Source organism: Pseudomonas sp. NPDC089407, assembly GCF_044900445.1.
GTDB lineage: Bacteria > Pseudomonadota > Gammaproteobacteria > Pseudomonadales > Pseudomonadaceae > Aquipseudomonas.
Genome location: NZ_JBJDNB010000001.1, coordinates 34,184 through 52,837, shown reverse-complemented (window position 1 = coordinate 52,837; position 18,654 = coordinate 34,184). Strand labels below are relative to the sequence as shown.

General features: G+C 64.8%; 14 protein-coding genes. All 14 read right to left on the bottom strand.

Features of this window, described 5'->3' with window-relative positions; all coding sequences use genetic code 11:
- Positions 1 to 5: 5 nt before the first annotated feature.
- Positions 6 to 1,022: an ABC transporter permease gene (locus ACI2KG_RS00210; RefSeq protein ID WP_404660296.1), complete on the bottom strand. Its 1,017-nt coding sequence runs from the start codon at positions 1,020 to 1,022 to the stop codon at positions 6 to 8.
- On the bottom strand, positions 1,022 to 2,080 hold the full coding sequence (locus ACI2KG_RS00205; protein ID WP_400615844.1) for a microcin C ABC transporter permease YejB: 1,059 nt from the start codon (positions 2,078 to 2,080) through the stop codon (positions 1,022 to 1,024). Before ACI2KG_RS00205 ends, ACI2KG_RS00210 begins: the two co-directional genes overlap by 1 nt.
- Positions 2,077 to 4,005 carry an extracellular solute-binding protein gene (locus ACI2KG_RS00200; protein ID WP_404660596.1) on the bottom strand — a complete coding sequence of 643 codons (1,929 nt, stop codon included), beginning with the start codon at positions 4,003 to 4,005 and terminating at the stop codon, positions 2,077 to 2,079. Before ACI2KG_RS00200 ends, ACI2KG_RS00205 begins: the two co-directional genes overlap by 4 nt.
- An 11-nt stretch (positions 4,006 to 4,016) precedes the next feature.
- Positions 4,017 to 4,298 (bottom strand): peptidylprolyl isomerase, encoded by a 282-nt coding sequence (locus tag ACI2KG_RS00195; protein ID WP_009686645.1) that lies wholly within the window; start codon positions 4,296 to 4,298, stop codon positions 4,017 to 4,019.
- A 79-nt stretch (positions 4,299 to 4,377) separates the two neighbouring features.
- Positions 4,378 to 5,439 carry a 3-deoxy-7-phosphoheptulonate synthase gene (locus tag ACI2KG_RS00190; protein WP_404660295.1) on the bottom strand — a complete coding sequence of 354 codons (1,062 nt, stop codon included), beginning with the start codon at positions 5,437 to 5,439 and terminating at the stop codon, positions 4,378 to 4,380.
- 553 nt (positions 5,440 to 5,992) lie between these two features.
- The gene (locus tag ACI2KG_RS00185; protein ID WP_404660294.1) at positions 5,993 to 6,544 is read right to left on the bottom strand and encodes a YbhB/YbcL family Raf kinase inhibitor-like protein; all 552 of its coding nucleotides are present in this window, start codon (positions 6,542 to 6,544) and stop codon (positions 5,993 to 5,995) included.
- 48 nt (positions 6,545 to 6,592) lie between these two features.
- The gene (locus ACI2KG_RS00180) at positions 6,593 to 6,901 is read right to left on the bottom strand and encodes a hypothetical protein (protein ID WP_404660293.1); all 309 of its coding nucleotides are present in this window, start codon (positions 6,899 to 6,901) and stop codon (positions 6,593 to 6,595) included.
- A 265-nt stretch (positions 6,902 to 7,166) separates the two neighbouring features.
- Positions 7,167 to 8,465, bottom strand: coding sequence for an MFS transporter (locus tag ACI2KG_RS00175; protein WP_404660292.1), 1,299 nt, complete (start codon positions 8,463 to 8,465; stop codon positions 7,167 to 7,169).
- A 462-nt stretch (positions 8,466 to 8,927) separates the two neighbouring features.
- A complete protein-coding gene (locus ACI2KG_RS00170) occupies positions 8,928 to 10,061 on the bottom strand; it encodes an HlyD family secretion protein (RefSeq protein ID WP_404660291.1) in 1,134 nt (377 codons plus the stop codon).
- Positions 10,058 to 11,707, bottom strand: coding sequence for an MFS transporter (locus tag ACI2KG_RS00165; protein WP_404660290.1), 1,650 nt, complete (start codon positions 11,705 to 11,707; stop codon positions 10,058 to 10,060). The genes ACI2KG_RS00170 and ACI2KG_RS00165 overlap by 4 nt, the downstream gene beginning before the upstream one ends.
- A 140-nt stretch (positions 11,708 to 11,847) precedes the next feature.
- A complete protein-coding gene (locus ACI2KG_RS00160; protein ID WP_404660289.1) occupies positions 11,848 to 14,250 on the bottom strand; it encodes a TonB-dependent siderophore receptor in 2,403 nt (800 codons plus the stop codon).
- A gap of 216 nt (positions 14,251 to 14,466) precedes the next feature.
- Positions 14,467 to 15,432, bottom strand: a complete 966-nt coding sequence (locus tag ACI2KG_RS00155; RefSeq protein ID WP_404660288.1) for a FecR domain-containing protein — start codon at positions 15,430 to 15,432, stop codon at positions 14,467 to 14,469.
- Positions 15,432 to 15,938 (bottom strand): sigma-70 family RNA polymerase sigma factor, encoded by a 507-nt coding sequence (locus tag ACI2KG_RS00150; protein ID WP_404660287.1) that lies wholly within the window; start codon positions 15,936 to 15,938, stop codon positions 15,432 to 15,434. The genes ACI2KG_RS00155 and ACI2KG_RS00150 overlap by 1 nt, the downstream gene beginning before the upstream one ends.
- A gap of 187 nt (positions 15,939 to 16,125) precedes the next feature.
- Positions 16,126 to 18,642, bottom strand: a complete 2,517-nt coding sequence (locus tag ACI2KG_RS00145) for an excinuclease ABC subunit A (protein WP_404660286.1) — start codon at positions 18,640 to 18,642, stop codon at positions 16,126 to 16,128.
- Between the last annotated feature and the right edge of the window lie 12 nt (positions 18,643 to 18,654).

Here is an 18,654-nt window from a genome sequence, read left to right as displayed (position 1 = left end):
TTAACCTAGCCTCTGGGATCAAACGCCTCCCGCAAGGCATCCCCGATAAACACCAGCAGCGACAGGATCACCGCCAGCGCAAAGAACGCGGTAAAGCCCAGCCACGGCGCCTCCAGGTGCTGCTTGCCCTGGGTCACCAGTTCACCCAGCGAGGCACTGCCGGCCGGCATGCCGAAGCCCAGGAAATCCAGCGCCGTAAGCGTGGTAACTGCCCCGGTCAGCATGAACGGCACATAGGTCAGGGTGGCATTCATGGCATTGGGCAGGATATGCCGCAGCATCACCTGGCTGTCCGGCAAGCCCAGCGCCCGGGCGGCTTTCACATATTCCAGGTTACGCCCACGCAGGAACTCGGCGCGCACCACGTCGACCAGGGTCAGCCAGGAAAACAGCGCCATGATCCCCAGCAGCCACCAGAAGTCCGGTTCGACAAAACCGCTGAGGATGATCAGCAGGTACAACACCGGCAGCCCCGACCACACCTCCAGCAAGCGTTGGCCGAGCAGGTCGACCCAGCCGCCGTGGTAGCCCTGCAGGGCACCCGCGACGACGCCGATGAGCACACTGACCACGGTGAGGGCGAAGGCGAACAGCAATGATACCCGCGTGCCGTACAACACCCGCGCCAGCACATCGCGGCCCTGGTCATCGGTGCCCAGCCAGTTGCTTGCGCTCGGCGGGCTGGGCGTAGGCACTTGCAGGTCATAGTTGGGGGTATCGGCGCTGAACGGGATGGGCGCGAACAGCATCCAGCCGCCCTGGTCCTCGATCAATTGGCGCACATAAGCACTGCGGTAGTCGGGCTGGAACGGCAGTTGGCCGCCAAATTCCTGCTCGGTGTAGCGCTTGAGCGCCGGCACGTACAACTCGCCCTTGTAAGCCAGCAGCAAGGGCTTGTCGTTGGCCACCAGCTCGGCACCCAGGCTCAGCAACAGCAGGCCGGCAAACAGCCACAGCGAGACCCAGCCAAGGCGGTTGCGGCGAAAACGGTGCAGGCGGCGACGCGATACCGGCGACAGCATCAGTGCGCCCTCGTGTCGAAGTCGATGCGCGGGTCGAGCAGGGTGTACGACAGGTCACCGATCAGGCGGATCAGCAGGCCCGCCAAGGTAAAGATGAACAGCGTGCCGAACACCACCGGGTAATCCCGCGACACGGCGGCCTCGTAGCTCATGCGGCCCAGGCCATCGAGCGAGAAGATCACCTCGATCAGCAACGAGCCGGCAAAGAACACCGTGATCAGCGCCTGCGGCAGCCCGGCCACGACCAGGAGCATGGCATTGCGCAGTACATGGCCGTACAGCACCCGTCGCTCGCTGAGGCCCTTGGCACGGGCGGTGACCACGTACTGGCGGGAGATCTCGTCGAGGAAGGCATTCTTGGTCAGTAAGGTGAGGGTGGCGAAGCCGCCAATCACCAACGCCCCGACCGGCAGCACCAAGTGCCAGAAGTAGTCGGCAACCTTGCCCAGCAGGCTCAGCTCGTCGAAGTTGTCCGAGACCAGGCCGCGCACCGGGAACCAGTTCAGCGACGTGCCGCCGGCGAACAGCACGATCAGCAGCAGGGCGAACAGGAACGAGGGCAGGGCGTAACCGATCACGATCAGCGCGCTGCTCCAGGCATCGAAGCGGCTGCCGTGGCGCACGGCCTTGCGGATGCCCAGCGGGATCGACACCAGGTAGGTGATCAGGGTTGCCCAGAAACCCAGCGAGAGCGTCACCGGCAATTTGTCGAGGATCAGGTCGGTCACCTTGGCGCCACGGAAGAAGCTGTTACCGAAGTCCAGGCGGGCGTACTGGCTGAGCATCAGCCACAGCCGCTGCGGGGCGGTTTTGTCAAAACCGTACTGGCGTTTTATTTCTTCGATCAGTTTCGGGTCCAGGCCGCGGGTGGCACGCGACTCACCATGGACCACCTCGGCCCGTGCGCCGGGTGCGCCACCACCAATGCCCTGCAGGCGCGCCACGGCCTGTTCCACCGGGCCACCCGGCGCGGCCTGGACGATGACGAAGTTGACCAGCAGGATCGCCAACAGGGTCGGGATGATCAGCAGCAGGCGGCGCAGCACGTAGCTGGTCATGGGGCTGGCTTCCGTCGTTCGGCCATTTGCTCATTGGTCAGTCCAGTCGAGCTGACTTCCCACCAGGTGTCCAGGCCTTCGTCATAGGTGGCCTGGACCTTGGGCAGGCCAAAGCGGTTCCACCACACGGTAGAGCTGCCCGGCGGGTAGTAGTTGGGGATCCAGTAGTAGTTCCATTGCAGTACCCGGTCCAGGGCATGGGCGTGGTGCAGCATGTCGGCTTGGCTGCTGGCGCGAACCAGGCCATCGATCAGGCGGTCCACGGCCGGGTCCTGCAGCACCATCAGGTTGTTCGAACCAGGGTCATGGGCGGCGGCCGCGCCAAAGTAGTTGTACAGTTCGGCACCGGGCGACAAGGTGACCGGGTAGCCGGTGACGATCATGTCGTAATCGCGGGCCATCAGCCGGTTGACGTACTGGGCCGAGTCGACGTTGCGGATGTTCAGAGTCACGCCGATCTGCGCCAGGTTGCGCTTCCACGGTAGCAGCAGGCGCTCCAGGCCTGCCTGGCCATTGAGGAAGGTGAACGCCAGCGGTGTGCCTTCGCTGTTCACCAGGCGGTCACCCTCGGGGTGCCAGCCGGCTTGCTCGAGCAGGGCCAGGGCCTGCAGCTGCTGCTTGCGAATGATGCCCGAGCCATCGGTGACCGGGGCCGTGAACACGGTCGTGAAGACTTCGTCCGGTACTTTGCCGCGCAGCGGTTCGAGCAGCTTCAGCTCACCGGCATCCGGCAGTTGGCGGGCGGCCAACGGGGTGTTGGAGAACAGGCTTTGCTGGCGAATGTACAGATTGCGCATCATCTGCCGGTTGCTCCACTCGAAGTCCCACAGCATGCCCAGCGCCTGGCGCACGCGGCGGTCCTTGAACTGTGGCTGGTCGAGGTTGAACACGAACCCCTGGGCCACCTGCGGCTTGGCCGGGCCCAGGTGGGCGCGTTGCAGGCGGCCGTCGTCCAGTTGCGCACCGTTGTAGCCCAGGGTATAGGCGGTGGCGGAAAACTCGCGGTTATAGTCGTAGCCACCGCCCTTGAGCACCTGGCGCGCCACTTCGGTGTCGCCGAAGTACTCGATGCGCAGCTTGGCGAAATTGTAGCGCCCACGGCTGGCTGGCAGGTCACGCGCCCACCAGTTGGGGGCGCGCTCGAAGGTGATGCTGCGACCGTTGTCGATTTGGCCGATGCGGTAGGGCCCGCTGCCGACTGGTTTATCGAAGCCGGCACCGTTGGCAAAATCGCGCCGCTGCCAGTCGTGCTCGGGCATTACCGGCAGGCTGGCCAGGTCCAGCGCCAAGGTGCGGCCGTGGCCGGGTTTGAAGTCGAAGCGCACGCTGTGCGGGCCTTCCACGGTCACCCCGGTAACATCGGCGAACTGGGTGCGGTACTTGAGGCTGCCTTTGCTCATCAGCAGTTCGTAGGTAAAGCGCACGTCCTCGGCGCGTACCGGTTTGCCATCGGCGAACGTGGCGCGCGGGTCGATGTCGAAGCGCAGCCAGGCGTCGTCCGGCCCACGCTCCATGCGCCGGGCGATCAGGCCGTAGACGGTATAGGGTTCGTCGAATGAGCGCACGGCAAGCGGCGCGTACAGCAGGCCATCGACTTCACTGACGCCGATGCCTTTGTCGATATAGGGCAGGATATGGTCGAACTGGCCGATTTCGATGGCCGAGCGGCGCAGGACGCCGCCTTTGGGGGCGTCGGGGTTGACGTAGTCGAAGTGCTGGAACGTGGTGGGGTAGCGGGGGGCTTCGCCGTAGACAGTGAGGGCGTGGGTGGGGGCAGCCTGGCTATTGAAGGCAAAAAAAAGCAGGAACAGGCAACACAGGACCTGTAGGAGCGGGTTTACCCGCGAATGCGCCAGATCAGGCAACGTCGTTGCGTGAACGGACGCATTCGCGGGTGAACCCGCTCCTACAGGGGACATGAGCAGCTACTGGCTACTTAGTCCTGGCGGCTGGTCACTTCCAGCAGGTGGTAACCGAACTGGGTTTTCACCGGGCCTTGCACGGTGTTGACCGGGGCGCTGAACACCACGGTGTCGAATTCCTTGACCATCTGGCCTGGGCCGAACGAGCCCAGGTCACCGCCCTGGCGGCTGGAAGGGCAGGTGGAGTTGGCTTTGGCGATTTCTGCGAAGTCGGCGCCTGCTTCGATCTGGGCTTTCAGTTCGTTGCACTTGTCTTCGCTGGCAACGAGGATGTGGCGGGCGGTTGCACGGGCCATGGGTACTGCTCCTTGGGGTAAAAACGCAAGCCTAGCGCACTTGTCCGGGGTATGTCTCGCCAGGCTTGCAGCCATGGGCCTAGAGTTTTTGTGCCGCCTCGCGCAACAGCGCTTCGGTCGAGGCCCAGCCCAGGCAGCCATCGGTGATCGACACGCCGTATTTCAGTGCGCCCTTGCCCAGCGTCTGGCAACCGTCGAACAGGTGACCTTCGATCATCACGCCAACCAGCGAGCGGTCGCCGCCCAGGCGCTGCTCCAGCACCTCGTTGAAGACCGCAGGCTGGCGCGTCGGGTCCTTGCCACTGTTGGCGTGGCTGCAATCCACCATGATCCGTGCCTGCAAGCCGACCTTGGCCAGTGCCTGGCGGGCCATGGCGATGCTGTCGGCATCGTAGTTCGGGCCTTTGTGGCCGCCGCGCAGCACCAGGTGAGTGTCCGGGTTGCCCAGGGTCTCGATGATTGCCGGGTGGCCCTGCGCATCCATGCCGAAGTGGCGGTGCGGGTGGGCGGCGCTGCGCATGGCGTCGCTGGCGATGGCAATGCCGCCGTCGGTGCCGTTCTTGAAACCGACTGGCAGCTCCAGGCCGCTGACCATTTCCCGGTGGACCTGCGATTCGGTGGTGCGCGCGCCAATGGCAGCCCAGGCCAGCAGGTCGTCGAAGTAGCCGGCGGCCATCGGTTGCAGCAGTTCGGTGGCAACTGGCAGGCCGCGTTCGATCATGCTCAGCATCAGCCCGCGGGACAAGGCAATACCCGAGTGCATGTCGTCGCTGCCATCCAGATGCGGGTCGTAGGCCAGGCCTTTCCAGCCCACGGTGGTACGCGGTTTTTCGACGTAGGCGCGCATCACCAGCAGTAGCTTGTCATCGACTTCGCGGCTGAGGGCGGCCAGGCGGTCGGCGTATTCCAGGGCCGAGCGAGGGTCGTGGATCGAGCACGGGCCAACGATGACCAGCAAGCGCGGATCACGGCCTTCGAGAATGTTGCGGATGGCCTGGCGGTGGGCCTGGACTTGCTGGGCCAGTTCGCTGGACAGCGGCATTTGCTGTTTGAGCAGGTGCGGGCTGGGCAGGCGCTTGCTGACGGTGGTGTTGGCCGCTTGCGGCTGGGTCAGGGGCAGGGCGAGGCTGGAAGCTTGCATGGCGTTTTTCCCTGGGCGGACGGCGGGTTCTGGCCCGCGCGGTCGGCCCTATCGAGGTGTTCGACAGATCGTTGAATTGGTATTGGCTACTGCATTGCCACCTGTGCAGGACCGATCGGAGGCGGCAGGCTGGCCCGAACGGGATTGGCTAAATCGCCAGGCAGAGGTGTTTGCGCAGTAATAAGTGGCGTAGTTCATGAATCTGTCCTCAATGTGAATCGGTGTTGTTCAAGGCCTGAAAAGCAAAACCCCCGGTCGGGAAGCCGACCGGGGGTTTGAGTATTCTCATGTTCGGCGGCCCCTCGAAGGTGGGCGCCGTGTGGGTATCGGCGCCTAGTGGCTAAACCAATACCCAAAGTAATAGCTGGCAGGTGCCACGCAGCCGGCAACGGCCAGCACTGGGCGCAGGCTGCGACCGGTGTGGTTGGCGTGGTTGCGGGTGTGTGTTGGCATGTTGCTCTCCAGTGAATGAGCCCGAGCTTACTTCACTTCGCCCGGGGCATTCAATGGATAAATACTATGAAGTAAGTCATTTATTTTTGTACTGGTTGGTTCAATGCCCATAGCGCCCGATCAGGCTCTGCGCGCCCAGTGCATGGCCCTGCAGCAGTTCCAGCAGCCCGTTGCGGTCCAGGCCTTCGGGCAGGGTGCCCAGCGGCAGGTCGGTGGCGACCAGGGTCAACGCGTAATGGTGCGGGTTATCACCGGCGGGTGGGCAAGGGCCGCGGTAACTGAGGGTACCGCGGGAGTTGCGGCCGACGGTGACATATTGCCCGCTCAGCCCGGCCATGCCTTCTTTGAGCCCATCCTGCTCGGGGTCGATGTTATAGGCGAGCCAGTGCACCACGCCAATGCCCTTGCCTCCGTCCGGATCGAACATGATCAGGGCCAGCGACCGGGTCCCCTCGGGCAGGTTTTTCCAGCTCAGCTGCGGGGTGCGCTCTTCGCCTGCGCCGCAGGCCGGATCCAGGCCAACCTGCTGCAAGGCGATAGTGCCGCCGTCGGTGAATGATGACGAACTGATCGACAGCGCGCCCTGGTTGCTGCCGGCAGCCAGGGCGGTGCACGGCAACAGGGCTGCGAACAGCCAGCATTTAAAGTGCATGTGGGGGACCTTGGCAGAGCGTTGGGCTCAGTCTAGACCAAGCCTGCGTCAGTGGCTGTCCTGGTCCTCGGCGCTGCCCCCGCTGGCGCCGGCACCGGAGCCGGTGGCCTCGCCAGTGCTGTTGGAACCACCGGCGGCACCGTCATGGGTGGAGTCGGTGCCGGTATTGCTGCTGTCATTGTCCCGGGCACCGCCAGGTGTATTGACGCTGCTGCCTTCGCCGGCTGTCTTGCCGCCGGTTTGGTCAGTTTGCGGGTGGCTGTCGGTGTTGGTGCTTTCGGTGGCCGCGAAGCTGGTGCCGCTCAGCATGGCCAGTGCCAGCGCGAAGGACAGCGAAAGAGGGCGAATGCGGATCATGGGAAGTCTCCTTGGCGGATGATCTGTCATTCGTTTGGCTGGGCGGTGAGGGTGGGGTGCCTTCCGGGCGACGAGTGGTCATTGAACCAGCACATCTCGCCGACCTTCGCGCACTCTGTAGGAGCGGCCTTGTGTCGCGATAGGGCTGCGAAGCAGCCCCAGGATTTCAGCAAAAATGCACAAATTGCTGGGGCTGCTTCGCAGCCCTATCGCGACACAAGGCCGCTCCTACAGGGGGCCGGCGTTAACCGGCCAGGAGGAGGAGTTATTCGGGGCGTTGCGCTTGCGCCGACGCCGGGCTTTCCACCGGTTCCAGCGGCGGATGCTCCTGCGCCGCATGCATCAGGTCTTCAGTCACGCGCAACTCGGCACCGGTTGGCGAGAAGGTGGTCGAAGCGGCGAACGGTGCCGGGTGCTCTGCCGCCGGGCGCTTGCCCCGGCGCCACATGAAGAAGCACACCATGGCCAGGTTGACCACGGCAAACGCCCAGAACAGCCCAGCCTCGCCAAATTCGGTCATCATCGGCGAAATGGCCAGCGGCGCCATGGCCGAACCCAGCGAGTTGATCAGCAGCAGGCCCTGGATCATCGGCACCAGCGCATCGGACGGCGCCCGGTCGGCCGCATGGCTGACCGCTACCGGGTACAGGGTGAACACGCCACCCCCGAGCAGGAACAGCATGGCCGGCAGCAGGAACGAGTCCGACGGCAGAAACACGGTAACCAGCGACAGCACCACGCACAGCGCAGCCAGGGCAATCAGTACATCCTGGCGGTCCTTGCGGTCGGACCAGCGCCCGACCGGGTATTGCAGCAGCATGGCGCCGAGGATAACCCAGGCCATCATGTTGCCGACTTCGCCTACCGCCAGGCCAATGCGCTGCAAGTACAACGGCAGCAGGGCATAGATGCCGGCAATTGCCACGCCCGAGCCGAAGCAGCCAACCAGGCCCGAAGGTGCCACCCCCAGCAGTTGGCGGGGTTTGAGGGGTTCGACCTGGTCCAGCAGCGGCGACACCCGTGGCAGGATCACGATGGGCAGCACCGACAGCGCGGCCAGCACGCCGGCCAGCATGAACGGTGCCGTTTCGCCCAACTGGGTGATTTCGCCGAGACCGGCCTGGGCAATGACCCCGGCGCCATAGAAGGCGATCATGTACAGTGCCAGCAGGCGGCCGCGGATTTTTGCGTCACCGGCCAGCAGCAGCCAGCTTTCGATCACCAGGAACACGCCCACCGCGGCCCAGCCGTTGATCAGCCGCAGCACCGACCACCAGGTCACGTCGTAGAACAGCCCCTGCAACAGGATGGTCACGGCGATCAGCGAGGCGAAGCTGGTGTAGGCGCGGATGTGGCCGATGCGCAGGATCAGCCGGTCGTTGAAGATGGCACCCAGGGTCAGGCCGATGAAATAGGTCGACGAGACGATACCGATGGTGGTGGCAGACTCACCGGCAGCGCCCAGGCGCAGGGTGGTCAGGGAAGACATGAAGCCGTTGCCCAGGGCGATGATGAACAGCCCGAGCAGGGGCGCCAGCGCCATGGCCAGCAAACGCGGAGACATACGTACCTCTAGTTGGATGAGCGGAATGAGCGCCTTCTCGGACGCGCACACCGGCTCGACCCGATAAGGGGCGAGTGGTCATACGGATGCGACCTGGGCAAGACTCAACCGCTGGACCCTTTGGGAAATGGGCCGGGCGGGGAGGGTTGAGCCTATTTCACATGTGCGTTCATGTGTTCAGGCACGGACTCTGTCATTGCTGCCGGTTGCCACCGTTCAAGGCGACGGGCGAAAAGGAAGCGCGATTCTACGGGGTTGCAAGGATTTGCCCAAGGGGCTTGGGTGTGCGACGAGACGCCGCAGTCTGGGGGCGACATGCACGTGTCTTGGGCAGACATCCTGGGGCTGCAATCAACTACCTGTCGTTTGCCTGGTTGCCGGTGGTGCTGGCCTGGTGGATGTAAGCCTGTACCGGCCTCTTCGCGGCGGTTCGACGCCTCGAAGGGGCCAGCAGCAACACCCTCAATGCTGACTACGGGTATCGATACTGACCACCACCGACATCCCTGGCCGCAATTGCCTGGCTTGCGGCTGGTCGGCATCCACGGTGATGCGCACCGGTATCCGCTGGGCAATCTTGACGAAGTTGCCGGTGGCGTTGTCTGCCTGCAACAAGGCGAATTCCGAACCGGTGGCCGGCGAAATCTGTTGTACATGGCCCTGTAGCTTCAGGTGGTTCAGCGCATCCACGGTAAAGCTCACGGGTTGGCCGATGCGCACTTGGGCCATTTGTGTTTCCTTCATGTTGGCGATCACCCACAGGGTGTCGGGCACCAGTGCCATCAACTGCGCGCCGGAATTGACATAAGCGCCCAGGCGCGTGCCGATCTGCCCAAGCTGGCCATCGCGCGGGGCGGTGACACGGGTGTTGTCGAGGTCGATACGGGCCAGCTCGACGGCTGCCTTGGCGTTTTCCACTGACGCCTCCAGTGCGGCCCGGTTGACCACCACGGTCTCACGGTCCTGACGGGCGATTTCCAGTGCTGCCCTGGCCTGGGCCAGGTTGGCGATGGCGGCCGCGTTGCTGGCGCGGGCTAGGTCCAGTTCGCGGCGTGATACCGAGCCATCGTCGACCAGCGCCTGATTGCGGCCAAGGTCGGCTTTGGCCTTGGCTGCCTGCGCCTGGGCATCGCCAATGGCTGCCTGGCGCTGGGCAATGGTGGCTTCGGCACTGTTGCGCTGCTGCAGGTTGTTGGCCAGGGCTGCCTGTTGCTGCTGCAGTTGGGCAATGGCCTGGGCCAGGCGCTGCTTGTAAATGCGGTCGTCCAGTTGCACCAGCAGGTCGCCCGCCTTGACGAACTGGAAGTCGTGCACCGGCACATCGACGATGTAACCACTGAGTTGCGGGCCGATGATGGTTACCTGGCCACGGACCAGGGCGTTTTCGGTGCTTTCGATGGCACTGCTGAACGGTGGCAGCCGCCAGGCATACAGCACCAGCAGGATGCCGGCCAGGGCCACGGCCGCGAAGCTTATCGAGGACAAGATGCGCACCCGCCGCGTGCGAACCTGGCTGCCCGGTTCGCTGGGTGGCGTGGCGCCTTCCGGGGTTTCGGCGATGGCGGTGGTGGTCGTGGTACGGGTGTCGTCGGTCATCGGGTGGGCGCGCCGGGGGTGGAGTCGGTGGAGGTGGCCTGGCGTTTCGCGTACCAGAGCCAGGTGCTACGGATGCAGATCCAGATCATGGTCAGGATAGCGATGCTGCCGATCAGCACGAACACATCGTTGTAGGCCATGACATTCGCTTCGCGGGTGGCCGCGCTGGCCAGCAGGCGCATGCCGGCTTCGCTGCGCAGGGCCGGGTCGGCGATGATACCGCCATAACCGGCGCCGCCGCTTTGCACGCGTGCATTGACCAGTGGCTCCAGGTAGCTGAGGCGGTCCATCAGGTGGCTGGAGTGAAACTTCTCCCGCCAGGTCTGGAAGGTGCCTAGCAGCGCGGCGCCAATCAGGCCGCCGAGGTTGTTGCAGATGCCGAACAGCACCGAAAAGCTCACCAGGTTGCGCGGGTTGGCGCGCACATGGCTGATGCCCAGGGCCATTGATGGGCCAAGGAAGAAGGTGCTGCCAAACGCCAGCAGAAACTGGCTGAAGTACATCTGTGCCGGGCGCGTGAGGTTGCTGGAGCTGCTGTCCATGAACGCACCGGCGGCCATGGCCAGCAATGAGACCAACAGCGGTATCACCAGGTGGTTGGGGTTGATGGTGAGCGCGCTGCTGGCCAAACCCGCCACCGCGCCCAGCAGCATGATCGCGTACAGCGTGCGCATCTGCTCGCTGCCCATGTTCAGCGCTTGCAGAAAACCGACTGCGCCGGTGGACTGTTCCGAGGTGACCATGCGGATCAATACCACGCACAAGGCCAGGCGAATGATGGCGCCGCTGCCCAGCCAATGGGTCATCAGCAACGGGTTGCGGCGGTTGTGTTCGATCGCCAGGCCGCTGAAGATCAGCGCGATCGAGGCGGCCAGCGCCATGCCGATCCACGGCGCCTCCAGCCACCAGTCGATGCGCCCCAGCGACAACACGGCGCAGAGCAGGGCAGTACCGCTGGCCATCAGCGTGAAGGTCAGGAAGTCCAGTGGTTCGAAGGTCTTGAAACGGTCGCCGGGCGGTAGCTTGAGCATCAGCACAGACCCTAGCGCCGCCAGTGCCAGCCCTAGCTCGAACAGGTACAGCCCGCGCCATTCGGCGATCTGCAGCAAGTCTTCGGAAAATATCCGCGCCAGCGGCAAGGCCAGCTGCGAGGCACCCAGGCCAAGCACCATGGCCTTCAACCGCCATTGCGCCGGGAAGGCCTGGATCATGTAGTACAGCCCCAGCGAGCTGAGCGCCGCGCCGACCATGCCGTGGGCTGCGCGCACGGCAATGGCCGAGTTGAGGTCGTTGACCAGCAAGTGGGCGAAGGTGACCAGGGCGTACAGCACCAGGAACACCTCGGTGAAGGCCCGTAGGCCGTACTGCTGGCGGAACTTCACCAGCAACAGGTTGATCGACACGTTGGTCATCACATACGCGGCCGGCAACCAGGCCATTTCCGCCGTGGTCGCGCCCAGTGCGCCCTGCAGAAATACCAGGTTGGCGGTGACCAGTGCATTGCCCAGGCCGCCGGTGATTGCCACCAGCAGGCCGACCACGCCGTAGGCCAGGCGTTTACCTGGCGAATGCAGGGGCGTGGAAGGGGAGCCCGGCAGGCTGGGCTTTTCGTGGGGGAGCCACTGGCGGGGGGCGTATTTGTCCATGGGCAGACTGTACTTGAGCGGCGGTTGGTGCTGCTAGGTGCATGCCTTGGTTTTTGTGGTGGGGTTGAGATCGAGCGCCGCCCGCGCGGCGCTCGATCTGATAGGCGCTGCACCTCTCAAGGCATACGCCTCAAGCCCCATCAGAAATCTAAACTGGCCGACAACCGCAACACCCGCGGCGTCCCCTGGGTCAGGTAATTGTTCGAAGTCGAAGCCGAAGCCCAATACGCCTTGTTCGCCACGTTCTCGACACTGGCCCGCAAGGTCACCTGCTTGTCATCGACCTTGAAGCTGTAGCGCCCACCCAGGTCGACCCGGGTCCAGGCCGGAATGCTCAGGCTGTTGGCCGTATTCACATACTGGCCACCGGTGCGCAGCACCCGTGCACTAAGCGCTGCACCTTGAATGCCGGGAACATCCCAATCCGCACCCAGGTTGTACTGGAAGCGCGGCACCCCGGGGGCGCGGTTGCCGTCGTTGCTGCCGTTGGCCGTGTTTTTCAACTCAGTGTGCATGAACACTGCGCCTGTCAGCAGGCGCAAGCCCGCCACTGGCTCGCCGAACAGGTTCAGTTCGACGCCTTTGTTGACCTGTTCACCATCCATGCTGAAGGTTTCTTTCTCAGCACCCGGGGCACGGAAGGTGGTGCTGCTGGGCTGCTCGATGCGGTACACGCCGAGGGTGGCGCCAAAGCTGTTCCAGTCCAGCTTCACCCCGGCCTCCACCTGCTTGCTGCGCTTGGGCGGGAACACTTCATTGGCGTTGCTCACGCTCGACGGTGCGGTCGGCCCCTGGGCCAGGCCTTCGATGCGATTGGCATAGAACGACACGTGCTCCCAAGGCTTAAGCACCAAGCCATACACCGGCGTTGTCACCGACTCCTCGTAATTGGCGTTGCGCGCCCCCGAGGCGGTGGCCCAGCCATCCACCTCGATGGTTTGCCTGCGCACGCCCACGGTCAGCAACAGGCGATCATCGAACAGGCCCAGGGTATCGGATACCGCCGCGCTCTTGACGCGGTTTTTGCCGACGATGCGTGGGTCGTGCAGGTCGCTGCCGGTGTAGGTGTTGGTTGGCCGCGGCACCTTGACCGGGTGGTAGAGGTTGCTCTCATAGCGGTTTGCAGCAGTGACAGCCGCGTAAGCCGAGCGCTGCTCGCCCCACATGCCAGAGAGGCCGAAGTTGACCCGGTGGCTGACCGGCCCGGTGGCAAAGCGGCCATTGAGCCCGGCCATGGCGCTCTTGTTGTCCTCATCGTGCGGCGGGTACAGATAGCCGCCGCGTGCCGTGCCGTCTTCATCGCTGACATACAGCGAGGAATACTCGCCGTTTTCGCGGGTGTGCTTGGCGCCGACACCGGCGTAAAGCATCCAGTTTTCGCTCAGGTCGTACTCGCCGTTGACCATGCCATAGGTGTCCTCGAGCTGCGACCAGGTCCAGTCCTGGGAATAGTTGTCGCGTGCCGAGGGGGCGTGAGGCACGTTGGTGCCGGTCGGGTAGATCACCGCACGGCCCTGGTTGATGCGCTCCTTCTGGTAGCCAAGGTCGGTGGACAGGCGCAGGCGCTCGCCGCGGTAGTCCAGGGCCACGGCCACCAGGGTGGAATGCTGCGCCTCTTCATGCACACCGGTGCCGCCGTCGTGCTGGGCCAGGTTGATACGTGCGCCGAAGCGGTTGTCTTCGCCGAAGCGCTTGCCCAGGTCAATGTGGCCACCGACGTTGGCGCCGGTGGCGTAGTCCAGGGTGACATGGCGAGTTGGCGTGTCTTCGGCGCGCTTGGGTACCAGGTTGACCGCGCCGCCGATGCCGCTGCCCTGGGGGGCCACGCCGTTGAGAAAGGCATTGGGCCCCTTGAACACTTCGACCCGCTCCAGGGCTTCGGTGGTGATGATTTGCCGTGGCAGCACGCCGTACAGGCCGTTGTAGCTGATGTCATCGCTGTTCAGCGGCATGCCACGGATGGTGAATACCTGCGAGAAGTTGCCGAAGCCCGCCGACTGGCGGACGGCGGCGTCGTTGAGCAGGACATCGCCCAGCGTACGCGCCTGTTGGTCGGCAATGGTCTTGGCGGTGAAGCTGGTGACACTGAACGGCACGTCGCTGATCGCCTGGTCACCGAGGACGCCGAGGCGGGCGCTGCGGGCTAACTGGCCGCCTTGCCAGGTGTCGCTGCTGGCGGCAAGGTCGCTGTTGATGGTGGTCGCGCCCAGCTCCAGGGCATTGCCCAGGTCGACCGTGGGCGCCAGGGTGTAGCCACCGCTGTCGGTAGTGATCAGGCTGTAGCCGCTGCCGGCCAGCAGGCGGGTGAAGCCTTCCGGCACGCTGTAGCTACCTTCCAGGCCCTGGCTTTGCACGCCCTTGAGCAGGGCCGGGTCGAACGACAATGGCACCCCGGCACTGGCGGCGAAGCGCGCCAGCACATCGGCCAGCGGGCCGGCCGCCAGGTGATAGGTGCGCGGGGTGGCGTCGGCGGCCATTGCCAGGGGGGCCAGGGCGGCCATGGCGATGGCAAGGCTCAAGGCCTTGAGGGGCAAACGGGGCATGGTGCGAGGGTCCTGTAGGTGCAGAAAATGACGGTTCTGCACTCATCACCGGACGACGCAGGAAAAGGTATCACTCAAGTTGTCGCGGTCCCTTGTAGGAGCGGCCTTGCGTCGCGATGGGCTGCAGAGCAGCCCCGACGTTCTTGTGGCAAGGCACAGAACTTGGGACCGCTTCGCGCTCCAACGCGACGCAAGGCCGCTCCTACAGAGGGCGCGTCAGCCCACCGGCTCCACGGTGACCCAATAGCGGGTCAGGCCCTGAATGGCCACTGGCAGGGTTTCGCCCAGCAACCGCAGGCTGGCGTCAGTATCAGCCAACGGGAAAGCGCCAGACACTTTCAACTCGCTTACCGCCGGGTGGCAGCGCAGCACGCCGGGGCGGTAGCGGCCCAGCTCCTGCAGCAGGTCGGCCAGGCGCATATCGCGCGCCAGCAGCATGCCGTGCTCCCAGGCCAGGTCGCCGGCCTCCAGGGGCGAGGCGGGCAGCACCCGGTCGGCATCGAAGGCGCTGCGTTCGCCAGCCCTGAGCAACAGGCTGCCGGTGCCATGCAAGGGGCGGGTATCGACGGCGCCTTCAAGCACGGCCACTCGCGTCAGCGCACCCTCGACACTCACGCTGAAGCGCGTGCCCCGTGCAGTTGCCTGGCCATGCAGGGTGCGCACCAGCAGGGGGCGCGCCGGGGTGGCAGGGTCCTTGGCGCTGGTGAGCAGGATTTCACCGGCCAGCAGGTCGATGCGGCGCTGTTGGGCGTCGAAGCTGATATCGATGGCCGTATCGGTATTGAGCAGTAGCTGGCTACCGTCGGCCAGCGTCAATAGGCGTTGTTCGCCAACTGCCGTGCGCGCATCGGCCGTCCACTGCTGCCACGGGGTTTCGCGCCAGGCCAGCCACGCCGCAGGCGCAGCCAGCAACCACATGCCCAGGCGCTGCAGGGCCTGGCGGCGGCTGACTGCACCGTTGCGGCTGAGCCGGCGCAGGGTTTCGCCGGTAACCGGTACAGGCAGGCGGCTGAAGTCGCCAAGTACGGCTTCGGCACGTTGCCAGGCCTGAGCGTGCTCGGTACTGCGCTGGCACCAGGCCTGGACTGCACGGTGGTCAGCCTCGGTGGCGGCGCCCGATTGCAGCTGCACCAGCCAGTCGGCTGCCTCACCGAGAATCAAGGGGTCGATACGCTGCACCATCAGTCGATGCTCAGGCAGGCGAGGAACGCCGTACGCATGTCACGTTTTATGGTGATCAGCGAAACCTGCAGTTGCTCGGCAATCTGCGCGTAGGTCAGCCCGTCCAGTTGCGACAGCAGGAACACCTGGCGCACCCGTGCCGGCATCTCTCGCAGCATGGCGTCGATGCGGTACAAGGTTTCAAGGATCAACCAGCGGGTTTCTGGCGAGGGCGCTTCGGGTTCCGGCAAGTGGGCGATGGCTTCCAGGTAGGCGCGTTCGACATCCTGCCGGCGCCAGCGGTCGACCACCAGGCCCTTGGCAATGTGGGTCAGCAAGGCCCGCGGTTCGCTGCCGAAATAGCTGTTGCCTTGGCGGCTGAGCAGGCGCACGAAGGTGTCATGGGCTAGGTCGGCGGCATCGCAGGCATTGCCCAGCTTGCGCCCCAGCCAGCCCTGCAGCCAGCCGTGGTGCTCGGTGTACAGCGTCTGGACCTGCAGGTTGAGGGTAGGGTCGGCGGGCGGCATGGGCGGGCGCGAGGTTCCGGGAAAGGTGCAATTAGGAATTGATCGCATTCTATGCGCCGGCCTGCGGAGCTGGCAATGCACAATCTTGTGTTGCCCGTTCCGGCCTGTTCGCGGGTGACCCCGCTCCTACAACGATCGCGTGACCCTTGTAGGCGCGGGTTCACCCGCGAAGAGGCCCTTACAGGCCCTAAAAGGCTTTGCCCAGAAACTGCGCTGTGCGACTTTCCTTGCACCCCGCCACCACCTGCGGCGTACCACTGACCACCACCTTGCCACCGGCATCCCCAGCCCCAGGCCCGATGTCGATCACCCAGTCGCTCTGCGCCACCACGCGCATGTCATGCTCGACCACCACCACGCTGTGCCCACCCTCGACCAGCCGGTTCAACTGCACCAGCAGCCGGTCGATGTCCTGCGGGTGCAGGCCGTTGGTAGGCTCATCCAGCACATACAGCGTGGCCCCACGGGCCATGCGTTGCAGTTCGGTGGCCAGCTTGATGCGCTGCGCCTCGCCACCGGACAGTTCGGTGGCCGGCTGGCCCAGGCGCAGGTAACCCAGGCCGATATCCTGCAGTACTTGCAGGCAACGGCGCGCCGGGGGCTGTTCGGCAAAGACTGCCAGGGCCTGGTCGACGGTCAACTGCAGCACTTGCGCGATGTTCATGCCCTGCCAGCTCACCGCCAGGGTTTCGGGGTTGTAGCGGGCGCCATGGCAGGTCGGGCAGGGCGCGTAGACACTGGGCATGAACAGCAACTCGACGCTGACGAAACCTTCGCCTTCGCAGTTGGCGCAGCGGCCCTTGGCCACGTTGAACGAGAAGCGCCCGGCATCGAAGCCTTGCGCCTTGGCCTGTTCGGTGGCGGCAAACAGCTTGCGCACATGGTCGAACAGCCCTGTGTAGGTGGCCAGGTTGGAGCGCGGCGTACGGCCGATCGGCTTCTGGTCAACCTGCACCAGGCGTTTGATGCTGCCAAGGCCCGCGCTGACATGGCCGCTGCTGGCCTGTTCCGGCTGGTCTTCGAGGCTCTGCTCTTCGGCTTCGCGACGTTGTTCGGCATGGCCCAGGTGCGCCCCCACCAGCTCCAGCAGGGCCTGGCTGACCAGGCTCGACTTGCCCGAGCCGGAAATACCGGTGACCGCAGTAAAGCAGCCCAGCGGGAAGGCAGCGCTGAGGTTATCGAGGTTGTTGCGGCTGACACCCTCAAGCTTCAGCCAGTCTCGGGGCTGGCGTGGCGCCCTCGTCGCCTGGGCGGGTGCGCTGAACAGATAGGTGCGGGTAGAGGATTGCTCGACATCGGCCAGGCCAGCCGGCGGCCCACTGTAAAGGATGGTGCCGCCATGCTCACCGGCCGCCGGCCCGACATCCACCAGCCAGTCGGCGCGGCGCATGGTGTCCAGGTCGTGCTCCACCACGTACACCGAGTTGCCCGCGTGCTTCAGGCGCTGCAGGGCTTCGAACAGCGCTTCGCTGTCGGCCGGGTGCAAGCCGGCCGAGGGTTCGTCGAGCACGTAGATGACGCCGAACAGCTGCGAATTGAGCTGGGTGGCCAGGCGCAGGCGTTGCAGTTCGCCGGAAGACAAAGTCGGGGTGCTGCGTTCCAGGGCCAGGTAACCGAGGCCGAGGTCGAGCAACGTATCGATGCGCTCCAGCAGTTCGTTGGCAATGCGTTGCGCCGCCAGGCGCTTTTCCAGGGTCAGGTCGTCCTGCGGTTGCGAAAGGTAATCCGCTTTCGCCACATTGCGGAACACCTCGGCCAGCGCCTGCAACGACAGCTGCGACAGTTCGGCAATGTCCAGGCCGGCAAAGGTCACGTTCAGCGCCTCGCGCTTCAGGCGCTTGCCTTGGCACAGCGGGCAGGGGCTGGGGCGCATGTACTGTGCAACGCGCTTGCGCATCTGCGCGCTCTGCGAGTGCATGAACGTATGCAGCACGTAACGCCGGGCGCCCATGAACGTGCCCTGGTAGCTGGGTTCCTGCTTGCGCTTGAGTGCTTCGCGGGTTTGCGCCGGGGTCAGGCCGGCATACACCGGCGCGGTGGGCATTTCTTCGGTGAACAGGATCCAGTCGCGTTGTACCTGGGGCAGGTCGCGCCAGGGTACATCGACGTCATAGCCCAGCGTGACCAGGATGTCGCGCTGGTTCTGCCCTTGCCAGGCCATCGGCCACGCCGCCACCGCGCGCTCACGGATGGTCAGCGATGGGTCGGGGACCATGGTCGCTTCCGTCACTTCATAGACCCGCCCCATGCCGTGGCATTCCGGGCAAGCGCCTTGGGGCGTGTTCGGCGAAAAGTCCTCGGCGTACAGCATCGCTTGCCCGGCAGGGTAGTGGCCGGCACGCGAATAGAGCATGCGGATCGAGCTGGACAACGTGGTCACGCTGCCCACCGAGGACCGCGCGCTCGGCGTGCCACGTTGTTGCTGCAGCGCCACCGCCGGCGGCAGGCCCTCGATGGCATCCACGTCCGGCACACCGACCTGGTCGATCAGGCGCCGGGCATAGGGCGCTACCGATTCGAAGTAGCGGCGTTGGGCTTCGGCATAGATTGTGGAAAAGGCCAGTGAGGACTTGCCCGAGCCGGATACGCCGGTAAACACCACCAGTGCGTCGCGGGGGATATCGACGTCGACGTTCTTCAGGTTGTGCTCGCGGGCGCCACGGACGCAGATGAAACCGGAGGGGTTGGGCTGGCGGGGTGGCATGGGGCGGTCCTT

Coding starts and splice junctions, on each gene's coding strand:
- ACI2KG_RS00190 (WP_404660295.1), bottom strand. CDS start 5,439: ATGCAAGCTTCCAGCCTCGCCCTGCCCCTGACCCAGCCGCAAGCGGCC.
- ACI2KG_RS00145 (WP_404660286.1), bottom strand. CDS start 18,642: ATGCCACCCCGCCAGCCCAACCCCTCCGGTTTCATCTGCGTCCGTGGC.
- ACI2KG_RS00210 (WP_404660296.1), bottom strand. CDS start 1,022: ATGCTGTCGCCGGTATCGCGTCGCCGCCTGCACCGTTTTCGCCGCAAC.
- ACI2KG_RS00165 (WP_404660290.1), bottom strand. CDS start 11,707: ATGGACAAATACGCCCCCCGCCAGTGGCTCCCCCACGAAAAGCCCAGC.
- ACI2KG_RS00155 (WP_404660288.1), bottom strand. CDS start 15,432: ATGGTGCAGCGTATCGACCCCTTGATTCTCGGTGAGGCAGCCGACTGG.
- ACI2KG_RS00175 (WP_404660292.1), bottom strand. CDS start 8,465: ATGTCTCCGCGTTTGCTGGCCATGGCGCTGGCGCCCCTGCTCGGGCTG.
- ACI2KG_RS00195 (WP_009686645.1), bottom strand. CDS start 4,298: ATGGCCCGTGCAACCGCCCGCCACATCCTCGTTGCCAGCGAAGACAAG.
- ACI2KG_RS00150 (WP_404660287.1), bottom strand. CDS start 15,938: ATGCCGCCCGCCGACCCTACCCTCAACCTGCAGGTCCAGACGCTGTAC.
- ACI2KG_RS00160 (WP_404660289.1), bottom strand. CDS start 14,250: ATGCCCCGTTTGCCCCTCAAGGCCTTGAGCCTTGCCATCGCCATGGCC.
- ACI2KG_RS00205 (WP_400615844.1), bottom strand. CDS start 2,080: ATGACCAGCTACGTGCTGCGCCGCCTGCTGCTGATCATCCCGACCCTG.
- ACI2KG_RS00185 (WP_404660294.1), bottom strand. CDS start 6,544: ATGCACTTTAAATGCTGGCTGTTCGCAGCCCTGTTGCCGTGCACCGCC.
- ACI2KG_RS00170 (WP_404660291.1), bottom strand. CDS start 10,061: ATGACCGACGACACCCGTACCACGACCACCACCGCCATCGCCGAAACC.
- ACI2KG_RS00180 (WP_404660293.1), bottom strand. CDS start 6,901: ATGATCCGCATTCGCCCTCTTTCGCTGTCCTTCGCGCTGGCACTGGCC.